Here is a 12,757-nt window from a genome sequence, read left to right as displayed (position 1 = left end):
GAAAATTAACTCGTATTTTTGAATATGAGATTATATAATACATTTTTTGAATGTAAATATCAATGATAATGATGAATTGTTATTAACTAAATGATTTACGGTTGAATAAAAAAAGAATGATTGTAGTTATAAATACATTTTAAAAAAACGACTAAATGAAAGGTTAATTGTTTTAGCTAGAAAAGAAGTAAAGACTGATGAATCCATATATGCGGAACCTTTCATCAGTCTTTAATGAGTCGATAGTGCAATTAATCTACGTGTGATCCACTGGTTAGGATGCAGTTATAAATTTAATAAATTAAGTCCAATTGCTTCATCATGTTTACGGTTAATATCTAAGTCGGTCATAGTGATTACAATTTCGGCTGTAGCTGAAACGACCGCTTTCGTTAAATGACCACTAAGTGTTGCGTAAGTATTAGTCCCAAAGGTTGCATGTAAATGCGCAAATGGTTTGTCATCGATGTGAGAGATATTACCTAAAAGACTAATTAATTCTAATGGTTCTTCAAAGGATTTTTTCTCATAAGTTTTAGTGTCGATGTTATAAAAATTAAGTTCTACATCATCACAAGCACCAATGCCACTTACTGTACCGAATTTACCGCCTTGTTCTTTAGCTATATCTGTCACTGCTTCTACAATGTCTTCGCCACGTTCTAAAACAAGCACAATTGTCTTTCCGTCAACTTGATATACCATGTGAAACCTCCATTCTTAAAATTGATTACAACTATAGTATACAAGTTCTTTTTTATAGTTTATATAAAAGTGTTTAGATGAACAAAATTTTCTATTGTCTTTTGATGTATAAATGTTATAAAATACTCTAATATTATATATATATATATTAAAAGAACGTATCATGATATGAATGGTATAAACGAATGGAGTGAGAAACGTGAATAAGCAATTTGTAATTTTATATTTTAATATTTTCCTAGTCTTTTTAGGTATTGGTTTAGTTGTTCCAGTTCTTCCTGTTTATTTGAAAGATTTAGGATTAAAAGGTAGCGATTTAGGGGTTCTTGTTGCCGTCTTTGCATTAGCTCAAATGGTTATTTCGCCATTTGGTGGGACGTTAGCAGATAAATTAGGAAAGAAATTAATTATTTGTATTGGGTTAGGACTTTTTGCAATATCAGAATTCTTGTTTGCCGCTAGTCATACTTTCTCACTCTTAATTGTGTCTAGAATTCTTGGTGGGTTCAGTGCTGGTATGGTTATGCCTGGTGTTACTGGAATGATTGCAGATATTTCAATAGGTAAAGATAAAGCTAAGAATTTTGGCTATATGTCAGCAATTATTAACTCTGGCTTTATTTTAGGGCCAGGTATAGGTGGCTTTCTTGCAGAATTTTCTCATAGGCTACCATTTTACGTAGCAGGATTTAGTGGCTGTTTAGCATTACTGCTTTCTATTATCTTGATTAAAAATCCTAAAAACGAAACACAAGATGGATTTACAGTGTATCAACCTGAATTACTTACAAAAATTGATTGGAAAGTCTTCCTTACACCAATCACCTTAACACTTGTGCTCGCTTTTGGATTATCAGCATTTGAAACATTATTCCCATTATATACAGCAGATAAAGCACATTATTCACCTTTAGATATTTCATTTGCAATTACAGGTGGGGGTATATTAGGTGCTGTATTCCAAGTATTCTTCTTTGATAAATTTATGAAACATTTTAAAGAACTCACATTTATCAATTATTCGTTGATATATTCAGCAATTGTATTACTCGCTTTGACATTTGTGGATGGTTATTGGTCTATCATGGTAATCAGCTTTATTGTGTTTATTGGTTTTGATATGATTAGACCTGCAATCACGAATTATTTTTCTAATATTGCAGGAGATCGTCAAGGTTTTGCAGGTGGTTTAAATTCCACTTTTACGAGTATGGGGAATTTTATAGGACCTTTAGTGGCTGGGACGTTATATGACGTTAACTTTGAATATCCTTTATATATGGCAGTTGCAGTAATGATACTTGGTATGTTTGTTATACTAGTTGAAAAAATGATAAGAACGAATCTTAGAAAATCATAACTTAAAAAGATAAATAAAGTAGAACGTACGTAGACTCATTCACGTACGTTCTTTTTAATTTATATAATTTTAGCGTTATATGACTCGCAATATGACATTAAGATTAAATAAAGTCATATTGCGTAATATTAATGTTACAGAGATTACGATTGGTTTAAATTGTGGTCTATATAAGTTTTAAGTTAATAAAATATGCTAATATGTAGGAAATATTAAAAAAGTAATGTAAGTAAGGGGATGAATTTGAAAAATTTAATTTTATCAATTATCGCATTCCTTCTTGCTTGTTGTTTATGTTTTCTCTTATTTATAGCTACAAATCAACAAGCACTAGCAAAAGTTCATGAAACAATTTCTAGTTGTTCAAACAATGATAAACGAACTGAAACTAAAGGTGACGACAATCACAACAGTGATAATACTATTAGTGCAGCAGTGAAAGATGTTGAACAAGAAGAACCTTATAATGCCGAAGCATATGTACCAATAGCTAAAAAAACGACACACAATTTAAAAAATAATGAAATCGGGAATTCTAATTTACCCAAGTTCTCCGAAGCACAAAAAGAAGCACAAACACTTGTGAATAAAGATAATAATGCTGCTAATGCATATAATGATTATGGTATTGATCGCACATGCCAAGGTGCCTATTATTATATTTTTACTTTTGAAAACAAAGAACAGCCCAACACTTTTTATAGAGTTACGGTAGATAAAAATAATAAAGCGCACATTTTTGATAAGTCATATCGCGTGAAAGAGCAACAAACTTCTAATACACCTAGTATTTCACCTCAAGAATCAAAAGTAATTGCTGAAAAGTATGCTAAAGATGAACTCGGTGAGAATGCAGTTCTCAAAAATGTTAAAACATCTAAAGAAGGTATGTTTTATACTTTTTATGAGTCTAAAACAGAAAAAGAATATAAAGTGGTAGTAAACAAAGTGGGTGACGTAGTTCGTCAGCCATCGTTAAATTAAAAGTAAAATATAAGTCGCGTAAACTGATGATAAAATGGAGTTGCGCGGCTTTTTTTATGCTATGAAATTAGTATAAAGCAGTAAGTATCAATGTTATGATAATATTATCAATTGAAATGAGTGCAAACTATATAAACCAAGATTAAAATATTTTAATGAAAAGGATGAGCATTTTTGAAAAAGATAAAAAAAGCAATCATACCTGCAGCTGGCTTAGGAACAAGATTTTTACCAGCTACGAAAGCTATGCCAAAAGAAATGTTACCTATATTAGATAAACCTACAATCCAATACATAGTAGAAGAAGCAGCACGAGCAGGCATCGAAGATATCATTATAGTTACTGGTAAACATAAACGTGCAATTGAAGACCATTTTGATAATCAAAAAGAATTAGAAATGATTTTACAAGATAAAGGAAAAACGGACTTACTAGAAAAAGTAAAATATTCTACAGAACTTGCTAATATATTTTATGTAAGACAAAAAGAGCAAAAAGGTTTAGGTCATGCTATTTATTCTGCACGCCAATTTATAGGTGATGAGCCATTTGCGGTGCTTTTAGGTGATGATATTGTTGAATCTGATAATCCAGCCATTAAGCAATTGATAGAAGCTTACGAAGAAACTGGAAAGTCTGTGATCGGTGTACAAGAAGTAGAAGAAGACCAAACACATCGCTATGGTATTATCGATCCATTAGAAAAATCAGGTAGAAAATATGAAGTGAAAGAATTCGTTGAAAAACCGAAACAAGGCACTGCGCCGTCTAATTTAGCAATTATGGGTCGCTATGTTCTTACAGCTGATATTTTTGATTATTTAAAAACTCAAAGCAAAGGTGCAGGTGGAGAAATTCAACTTACGGACGCAATTGAAAGATTAAATAAACATGATCAAGTTTATGCTTACGACTTTGAAGGTGATCGATTCGATGTAGGTGAAAAATTAGGTTTTGTGAAAACTACAATTGAATTTGCTTTAAAAGATGAATCTATGCATGAAGAATTAACTCGTTTTATAAAAAACTTAGACTTAAATAAATAAATCTTAGATTTTAAATAAAAGTATGAATGATATCAGTTATAACTTAGTGAACTATTACTAACATATGATACGAGGTGTTGTAATGAAGGAAGTTAAAACAAATGCAATGCGTATGCTCGATCGCTTGAAAATTGAGTATTGCGTCAATACTTACGAGGTATCAGAAAGTCGTATGGATGGAAAGACTGTAGCTGAAAAAGTCGGCGTAGATGTATCACAAGTTTATAAAACACTCGTGTTAGAAAATGCTAAACATGCGCACTTTGTATTTATTATTCCTGTAAATGCCTCTCTTGATATGAAGTCAGCAGCGCAAGCAGTTAATGAAAAGAAATTACAGTTAATGCCACTTGATGATTTAAAAAAAGTGACTGGCTACGTCCGTGGCGGTTGTTCTCCGATTGGTATGAAACGGCAATTCCCAACAATTATTGATCGACAAGTTGAAGAAATAGATGCTATCTATGTCAGTGGTGGAGCACGTGGTACACAAATTAAAATAGATGTAGCGCATTTAATTAGAACAACACGAGCCAAAGTTAAAAAAGTGACACATGATGAACATAATTAAATATTATTAAGCTAATGACCATAAAGTAACGGATTATTTCCTGCTTTATGGTTTTTTGCTTTATGAAATAAAAACTGATTTGATTTTTAAAGTAGATAGCTAAATGAAGAGATTTTGAAAAAATGTGTCATATTTTTGATTGATTTTGATTGTTTTTGGTAAATAATGATTGAAAAATGAAAACGGAAACATTATAATGGTGTTGAGATGAGGTGAAGCGATGATTACGGAAAAACGCCACGAGTTAATATTGGCTGAATTGTCACAAAAAGACTTTTTAACACTACAAGAATTGATTGATCGAACAGGTAGTAGTGCCTCAACAGTTCGTCGCGATTTATCAAAATTGCAACAAATGGGAAAGTTAAAAAGAATACATGGTGGCGCAAAGCTAAATCAATCATCTTTGTTAGAACCTAATTTGGCTGATAAAAGAAGTACTAATCTAAGAGAAAAACAAGAAATTGGGAGATTAGCAGCGAGCCAAATAGATGATGACGATTGTGTGTTTTTAGATGCGGGTTCAACAACTTTAGAAATGATTCCATATATTAATGCAAATGACATTATTGTAGTGACAAATGGTTTGACGCACGTAGAAGAATTATTAAAACGAGGTATTAGAACACTCATCCTTGGTGGAGAAGTGAAAGCAACAACATTTGCTACAGTAGGTGCGAGTGCACTGAAGACGCTGAATCGATATCGTTTTGATAAAGTGTTTCTCGGTATGAACGGTATTGACATGAAATATGGACTGACTACACCAGATGAACAAGAAGCAATCATAAAGCACCATGCTATGGAATTAGGAACGCAAGTTTATGTATTAGTAGACCATGCTAAATATGAAAAAGTATATTTCGCACATGTGCCTTTACTAGAGAATGTGGCGTTAGTCACTTCTGCAAAAGCGATGCAAGGCGTGACTTTTCAATATTATGCTAAAAAATATAATTTTATTGGAGGAACATTATGATTTATACAGTAACCTTTAATCCTTCTATTGATTACATTATGTTTTCAAATGAATTTGAACTTAATGGGTTAAACAGAGCAACTGAAACAAATAAATTTGCAGGTGGTAAGGGCATAAATGTTTCAAGAGTTTTAAAAACATTAGGTGTTCAATCTACAGCGTTAGGTTTTACCGGGGGATTTCCAGGTCGATTTATTGAAGAAACATTAAAGCAAGCAGAAATTGATACAGATTTTGTGCATGTTGATGAAGATACGCGTATTAACGTCAAATTGAAAACAGGTCATGAAACAGAAATTAACGCGCCAGGACCTAATATAACTCAATTACAATTCGAAGCCTTATTAACACAAATCAGCAGTACTTCAGAACACGATACAGTTATTGTTGCGGGTAGCATTCCTAAAAGTGTACCTGCTAACGCATACGAACAAATTGCGGAAATCACACAAGATACAGGCGCGAAACTTGTCGTTGATGCTGAAAAAGAACTCGTTGAATCTGTTTTGAAATATCACCCTTTATTTATCAAGCCAAATAAAGATGAATTAGAAGTGATGTTCGATACGACTATCAATTCAGATAAAGAAGTAATGAATTACGGCCGTGAAATTTTGAAAATGGGCGCGACTTCAGTCATTATTTCTCTCGGTGGAGATGGAGCTGTATACGTAGACAAGCAACATAGTTACAAAGCACTTGTACCAAATGGTCAAGTAGTAAATACAGTAGGCTCAGGTGATAGTACTGTAGCGGGGATGGTTGCAGGGCTAAATTCTGGTTTATCTATTAAAGAAGCATTTAAACAGGCTGTATCGGCTGGGACGGCAACAGCATTTAACGATGACTTGGCAACGAGGACGTCTATTGAAAATATTAAATCACAAGTAATGATTACAACATTAGGTGGGAGTGAATAAGATGAGAATAACCGAGTTATTAACAAAAGATACAATTGCAATGGACCTTTCTTCAACAGAAAAAAATGGTGTTATTGATGAGTTAGTGAATCAACTCGATAAAGCGGGCAAACTCAATAATGTAACAACGTTTAAAGAAGCAATTCATAATCGTGAATCACAAAGTACTACAGGTATTGGTGAAGGTATCGCGATACCCCATGCAAAAGTAGCAGCAGTAGACACACCGGCGATTGCATTCGGCAAATCAAAAACAGGTGTTGATTATCAAAGTTTGGATATGCAACCTGCACATTTATTCTTTATGATTGCAGCGCCAGAAGGTGGGGCACAAACTCATTTAGATGCATTAGCTAAGCTATCAGGTATTTTAATGGACGAAAAAGTGCGTGAAGATTTACTTCACGCAAATTCTCCACAAGAAGTGCTTCAAATTATAGATAAAGCAGATGATGAAGCGACCGAAGAGGAAGTAGCAGAAACACAAGCAGCTGCGACTACACCAGCAACAGATTCGGATGAACCCTATATCTTAGCTGTTACGGCATGTCCAACAGGTATCGCACATACTTATATGGCTCGTGACGCTTTAAAAAAACAAGCTGAAAAAATGAACGTAAAAATAAAAGTTGAAACGAATGGTTCAGGTGGCATAAAAAACCACATTACTGATGAAGATGTTCGTCGCGCAACTGGCGTCATTGTTGCAGCAGATGTAAATGTGGAAACAGACCGTTTTGATGGTAAAAATGTTGTGGAAGTACCAGTTGCAGATGGTATTAAACGCCCTGAAGAACTGATCAATATAGCACAAGATACTTCTCGTAAACCATTTGTAGCCAAAGGCAATCATAAAGCATCAAATCAGTCTGGAAGTAATGAAAAACAAGGCTTTGGTAAAACAATTTATAAACACTTAATGAATGGTGTTTCCAATATGTTACCGCTTGTTATTGCCGGTGGTATTTTAATGGCAATCGCTTTCTTATTTGGACCAAACTCGTATGATCCAAATAGTTCTGAGTATAATGCATTTGCTGAACAATTATGGAATATTGGTAATCAGAGTGCCTTTGCGTTAATTATACCAATTCTCGCTGGTTATATTGCGCGTAGTATTGCAGATAAACCAGGTTTTGCAGCTGGTTTAGTTGGTGGTATGTTAGCAATTTCAGGTGATGCAGGTTTTATCGGAGGTATTCTTGCAGGTTTCTTAGCAGGTTATTTAACACAAGGTATTAAGAAACTTGTCAGCGGGTTACCTCAATCATTAGAAGGTTTGAAACCTACATTAATTTTCCCAGTATTATCAGTAACAATCACAGGTTTAGTAATGGTTTATGTATTAAACCCTCCAGCGTCGTGGTTGAATAATTTACTACTTAATGGTTTAGAAGGTTTATCAGGAACGAATATTATGCTCTTAGGATTAGTCATTGGTGCAATGATGGCTATCGATATGGGTGGACCATTTAATAAAGCAGCATACGTATTTGCGACTGCAGCGTTAACAGAAGGCAATGCTGCACCAATTACAGCTGCAATGATTGGTGGTATGGTACCACCAATCGCAATTGCAACAGCGATGTTAATTTTCCGCAAGAAATTTACTAAAGAGCAAAAAGGTTCTATCGCACCAAACTATGTAATGGGATTATCTTTCATTACAGAAGGAGCAATTCCGTTTGCAGCAGCTGATCCACTAAGAGTTATTCCATCAATGATGGTGGGTTCAGGGGTTGCAGGTGCAATCGCATTAGGACTAGGTTCTTCAATTCAAGCGCCACACGGTGGTATCTTTGTGATAGTAGGTACTGATTTCAGTCACGTGATACAATCACTTATTGCAATTGTTATAGGATCAATCGTAGGTGCAATCATTTATGGATTGTTAAAACCAAAAGTGACGGAAGACGAAATACAAAGTTCTTAAGTTACAGCTAACTAGTGTATAAAGTTTTATAAAATGAATAAACTTAGAAAAACCAGTAGAAGCTCACAAGTTAATGAGTATTTCTGCTGGTTTTTATTTATATGTAATACTGAAATTCAAAAACTTTTGAATATAATAAAAGACTTAAGTTTGGTAAAATAAAAAGCGAAGTGTTGAAATAGACACATTGGGTAAAACAAAGAAAAGAAGGTAGAGAAAATGGCTGAATATGTGATTGAAAATGGGAGAATTTATACTGAAGAAGAAATAATAGAACGCGGATATATTATTGTTAAGAACGATAAAATTACTGACGTAGGCAAAGGGGATTATGAAGGTGCGTTAACAACTTATGATGCTCAAGGTCAGCATGTTTTACCAGGGTTTATAGATATTCATATGCACGGTGGCTATGGAGAAGATGCGATGGACGCATCATATGATGGATTGAAACATTTAGCAGAATCACTATTATCTGAAGGCACAACAAGTTTCTTAGCCACAACAATGACACAATCTGACGAGAATATTACAAAAGCATTAGAAAACATCATCGAATATCAGAAACAACAGAACGTTCTAAAAGCAGCCGACATCGTAGGCATACATTTAGAAGGACCATTTATTTCTGAACATAAAGTAGGAGCGCAAAACCCAGCCTATGTGCAAAGACCCTCTATAGAAAAAGTACAACAATTTCAAAAAACAGCTAACAACCAAATTAAAGTGATCACATTTGCTCCTGAGGTTGAAGGTGCTCACGAAACATTAGAGGCGTTACATGATCAAATACGTTTTTCTATTGGTCATACGGTTGCAACTTTTGATGAAACAAATGAAGCGGTAGCACGTGGCGCTAAACATGTGACGCATTTATATAATGCTGGAACTCCATTCGAGCATAGAGAACCAGGTGTTTTTGGTGCGGCATGGACCAATGATAGCTTAAGTACTGAACTTATCGTGGATGGTATTCATTCACACCCTACAGCGATTCAAATTGCTTATAAACAAAAGGGGAATACACGCTTTTTCTTAATTACTGATGCAATGAGAGCGAAAGGTATGCCAGATGGTGAATATGATTTAGGCGGACAAAACGTTATAGTAAAAGGTTCTGAAGCTCGATTAGCATCTGGCGCACTGGCGGGTAGCATACTGAAAATGAATGAAGGACTGAAAAATCTAATACAATATACGGGTGATTCACTAGATAATTTATGGCGAGTAACAAGTTTAAATCAAGCAATCGCATTAAATATTGAATCGCAAAAAGGGAGTTTGAAGGTCGGAAAAGACGCAGACATCGTTATAGTAGATGATGAAATTACAGTCCAAACTACTATAAAAGCAGGCGAAATACACAAATTTTCTTAATAACAATCTGAAATTTAACTCACTTTAAAACGTGTTATGTAAAGTGTAAATTGAATCAAAAAGTTGACGCGACTTAAAATTTGCGTTTAAATGTTAAGTTAGAGAAATAAAATTTCGTACGTACAAATTACATGATGACTTAAGATTGTGATAAAATAGAAGAAATGCGTATTTTTCGGGAGGTGTCACAAATGGGAAGGATTTAGTATATAATATGAAAATGCAACATAGCAATAAATCTTATGTACGGTCACCTATTGTGACACGATATTTGGAGGTGAATCCCTAGAAATAGGGAACTAATTGGAAACTGTGACCATAATAAATTTAGCATTATTTGTTTTTTTAATAGCATTAACAACGGTATTCGTAGGATCGGAATTTTCATTAGTGAAAGTCCGCGCGACAAAAATTGAACAACTCGTAGCAGAAGGCAATGGTAATGCACGTATAGTAAAAAAAATGATTAAAAACTTGGACTACTACTTATCAGCGTGTCAATTGGGTATTACAGTGACATCTTTAGGATTAGGTTGGTTAGGTGAACCGACCTTTAGTAAATTATTACATCCATTATTTGAAGCAGTTAATTTACCTGAAGCCTTAACAACGACAATTTCATTTATTGTCGCATTTATTATTGTGACCTACCTGCACGTAGTACTCGGTGAACTGGCACCAAAAACGTTGGCCATTCAACATACTGTGAAAGTAGCATTGATATATGCTAGACCATTGTATTACTTCGGTGCCATTATGAAACCGTTGATCTGGCTAATGAATGGTTCTTCAAGAATGATTATACGTATGTTCGGTGTAGATCCTGATGCGAATAACGATGCAATGTCAGAAGAAGAAATAAAAATTATAATAAACAATAGCTATAACGGTGGCGAAATAAACCAAACAGAATTGGCTTATATGCAAAACATCTTCTCATTTGATGAGAGACAAGCCAAAGATATCATGGTGCCTCGTACACAAATGACTACATTGAACGAACCCTTTAATGTAAATGAGCTATTAGACACAATTAAAGAACATCAATTTACACGTTACCCGATTACAGAAGATGGGGACAAAGACCATGTAAAAGGTTTTCTTAATGTAAAAGAGTTTTTAACAGAATATGCTTCAGGCAAACCTATTAAAGTAGGTAATTACATTCATGATTTACCAATGATTTCTGAAACAACACGTATTAGCGATGCGTTAGTTCGTATGCAACGTGAACATGTTCATATCAGTTTGATTATTGATGAATATGGTGGTACAGCAGGTATCTTGACGATGGAAGATATTTTAGAAGAAATCGTTGGCGAAATTCGTGATGAATTTGATGACGACGAAGTAAACGATGTTGTAAAAGTAACAGACAGCAGATATCAAATTAGTGGTCGTGTATTATTAGACGATTTAAATGATGAACTCGGCATTGAATTTGCTGATTCTGAAGACATTGATACAATCGGTGGTTGGTTGCAAGCACATAATACAAACTTACAACAAAATGATTATGTCGATACTGAATATGATCGTTGGATTATATCAGAAGTCGATAACCATCAAATTATTACTGTTTTATTAGAAGTTGAATACAATGCAACACGTCCCACACCTGAAGATAATGAAGACAATGAAGATAACGATTAATCATTGTCTTATATATTTAAAGCTATCGATAAAGTCTCTGATTTTGTCGATAGCTTTTTTGTATATGTGTTTCACATGAGAAGGCTTAGGTTACTACCATAATAGTGGTGGCGTTGATATTGAAACAATTATGCGTGATACATGTATTACGTATTGCTATAATGATTAGAGTATAACGATATATCTTTATAATAATTTCAACTTAGTTGAAGGGGGATTAATTATGTTAGAAGACGTGTATTATTTAAATAATGGTTATCCAATGCCGAGAGTGGGTCTTGGAGTATATAAAATTGCAGATGAAGAAATGGCACCTGCAGTAACAGCTGCTTTAGAAGCGGGTTACCGTGCATTTGATACTGCTTATTTTTATAAAAATGAAATAGCGTTAGGCAAAGCATTAAAACAATCTGAAATAGCGCGCGAAGATTTATTTCTTACATCAAAAATTTGGAATGATTACCAAGGTTATGACAATACAATCGAATTTTTCACAAAATCGATAGAAAACCTAGGAACAGATTATTTAGATTTATTTTTAATACATTGGCCATGTGAAGCGGATGGTTTATTTGTTGAAACTTATAAAGCAATGGAAAAATTATATGAAGAAGGCAAAGTCCGAGCAATTGGTGTCTGTAACTTTAATGCGCACCATTTAGAAAAATTAATGTCCCAAACTGATATCGTACCTGCTGTGAATCAAATAGAGGTGCATCCATACTTTAATCAACATGAACTACAAACTTTTTGTAATAAGCATGATATCGCTGTGACAGCATGGATGCCCTTGATGAGAAATAGAGGTTTATTAGAACACGAGTTGATCACAGATATGGCAAGCCGCTATGGTAAAACACCAGCCCAAATTGTATTGCGTTGGCATTTGTCACATGATCGCTTAATTATTCCGAAATCAAAAACACCAGAACGCATTAAAGAAAATTACGATATTTTCGACTTTAATTTAGAATTGACAGATATTGCTGAGATAGATCGTTTGAATTGTGATGACCGTCAAGGAAATGATCCAGATAATGTACGTATAGGTAGTTTGAAATAAGAAGTGATACAAGAACCTAGAGCATAAATATTTCAAGCTCAAATAGAAAGCATCAATCTATTAGTTTTTTCTAATGGCTTGGTGCTTTTAATTTTTATAATATGGATTGAGTCAGTAGTTCTGACTTATTCTATTCCTTATGCGCCAGTACTTTTAAAAAGCGAT

The 12,757-nt window shown here is 34.1% G+C and carries 11 protein-coding genes; 10 read left to right on the top strand and 1 reads right to left on the bottom strand.

What is annotated here, in order from left to right; all coding sequences use genetic code 11:
* Nucleotides 1-285: 285 nt before the first annotated feature.
* Nucleotides 286-705: a PPC domain-containing DNA-binding protein gene (locus AOB58_RS06140; RefSeq protein WP_002508337.1), complete on the bottom strand. Its 420-nt coding sequence runs from the start codon at nucleotides 703-705 to the stop codon at nucleotides 286-288.
* Between the two features lie 199 nt (nucleotides 706-904).
* On the opposite strand from AOB58_RS06140, the gene norA reads away from it, so the two are divergent.
* The 10 genes from norA (at nucleotide 905) to AOB58_RS06090 (ending at nucleotide 12,592) form a co-directional block, all read left to right on the top strand.
* A complete protein-coding gene (gene norA, locus AOB58_RS06135) occupies nucleotides 905-2,065 on the top strand; it encodes a multidrug efflux MFS transporter NorA (protein WP_064783100.1) in 1,161 nt (386 codons plus the stop codon).
* A 243-nt stretch (nucleotides 2,066-2,308) separates the two neighbouring features.
* Nucleotides 2,309-3,049, top strand: a complete 741-nt coding sequence (locus tag AOB58_RS06130) for a hypothetical protein (protein ID WP_064783099.1) — start codon at nucleotides 2,309-2,311, stop codon at nucleotides 3,047-3,049.
* Between the two features lie 174 nt (nucleotides 3,050-3,223).
* Nucleotides 3,224-4,096 carry a UTP--glucose-1-phosphate uridylyltransferase GalU gene (gene galU / locus AOB58_RS06125; RefSeq protein WP_064783098.1) on the top strand — a complete coding sequence of 291 codons (873 nt, stop codon included), beginning with the start codon at nucleotides 3,224-3,226 and terminating at the stop codon, nucleotides 4,094-4,096.
* 82 nt (nucleotides 4,097-4,178) lie between these two features.
* On the top strand, nucleotides 4,179-4,667 hold the full coding sequence (ybaK, locus tag AOB58_RS06120; protein ID WP_064783097.1) for a Cys-tRNA(Pro) deacylase: 489 nt from the start codon (nucleotides 4,179-4,181) through the stop codon (nucleotides 4,665-4,667).
* A 220-nt stretch (nucleotides 4,668-4,887) separates the two neighbouring features.
* Nucleotides 4,888-5,646 (top strand): DeoR/GlpR family DNA-binding transcription regulator, encoded by a 759-nt coding sequence (locus AOB58_RS06115; RefSeq protein WP_064783096.1) that lies wholly within the window; start codon nucleotides 4,888-4,890, stop codon nucleotides 5,644-5,646.
* Nucleotides 5,643-6,566 (top strand): 1-phosphofructokinase, encoded by a 924-nt coding sequence (gene pfkB, locus AOB58_RS06110; protein ID WP_046465068.1) that lies wholly within the window; start codon nucleotides 5,643-5,645, stop codon nucleotides 6,564-6,566. Before AOB58_RS06115 ends, pfkB begins: the two co-directional genes overlap by 4 nt.
* 1 nt (nucleotide 6,567) lies before the next feature.
* Nucleotides 6,568-8,499: a PTS fructose transporter subunit IIABC gene (locus tag AOB58_RS06105; protein WP_064783095.1), complete on the top strand. Its 1,932-nt coding sequence runs from the start codon at nucleotides 6,568-6,570 to the stop codon at nucleotides 8,497-8,499.
* A gap of 219 nt (nucleotides 8,500-8,718) precedes the next feature.
* On the top strand, nucleotides 8,719-9,876 hold the full coding sequence (nagA, locus tag AOB58_RS06100) for an N-acetylglucosamine-6-phosphate deacetylase (RefSeq protein WP_046465069.1): 1,158 nt from the start codon (nucleotides 8,719-8,721) through the stop codon (nucleotides 9,874-9,876).
* A 303-nt stretch (nucleotides 9,877-10,179) separates the two neighbouring features.
* Complete coding sequence (locus tag AOB58_RS06095; RefSeq protein ID WP_002508328.1) at nucleotides 10,180-11,529, top strand: hemolysin family protein; 1,350 nt, start codon at nucleotides 10,180-10,182, stop codon at nucleotides 11,527-11,529.
* A 223-nt stretch (nucleotides 11,530-11,752) separates the two neighbouring features.
* Nucleotides 11,753-12,592: an aldo/keto reductase gene (locus AOB58_RS06090; RefSeq protein ID WP_021339419.1), complete on the top strand. Its 840-nt coding sequence runs from the start codon at nucleotides 11,753-11,755 to the stop codon at nucleotides 12,590-12,592.
* Nucleotides 12,593-12,757 lie beyond the last annotated feature (165 nt).

Source organism: Staphylococcus sp. AntiMn-1 (assembly GCF_001663395.1).
Classification (GTDB): domain Bacteria; phylum Bacillota; class Bacilli; order Staphylococcales; family Staphylococcaceae; genus Staphylococcus; species Staphylococcus equorum.
The sequence above is the reverse complement of the archived record's forward strand: the minus strand, read 5'-3'. Positions and strand labels throughout refer to the sequence as shown.